Raw genomic sequence first — 305 nt, forward strand, 5'->3', positions numbered from 1 at the left:
GTTATGTTAAGCTTGCCACAGCTAATAATTGCAATTGTTTTATACTTTGTACTTTTCTTTGGTATATGATTTATTTTAAACATGTTACTTCGATCTACCTGGACTATGGCTGTTATTTATCCTATTGTTATTTTCTTTATTGTAGATGATTCAGGGATATTACAGTATTTCATAAATCCAGGTGAAGCATTTCCAGTATTCTTAAATAATCTTATTGCTTTAAAAACAGCAGATATTATCATATTAACAGCAGGTATGGTTGGAGCTATATTAAGTGGTATAGCTAATAGAATGCTAAGAAACCG

Annotated in this window: 1 protein-coding gene; it reads left to right on the plus strand. The window is 29.8% G+C overall.

Annotated features, from left to right (window positions below):
* Nucleotides 1–105: 105 nt before the first annotated feature.
* On the plus strand, nucleotides 106–305 hold a 200-nt coding region (locus AOA59_RS01560; RefSeq protein ID WP_256593019.1), incomplete at its 3' end, for a YuiB family protein.

The organism is Pseudomonas sp. 2822-15 (assembly GCF_002742515.1).
GTDB classification, from domain to species: Bacteria; Pseudomonadota; Gammaproteobacteria; order Pseudomonadales; family Pseudomonadaceae; genus Aquipseudomonas; species Aquipseudomonas salomonii.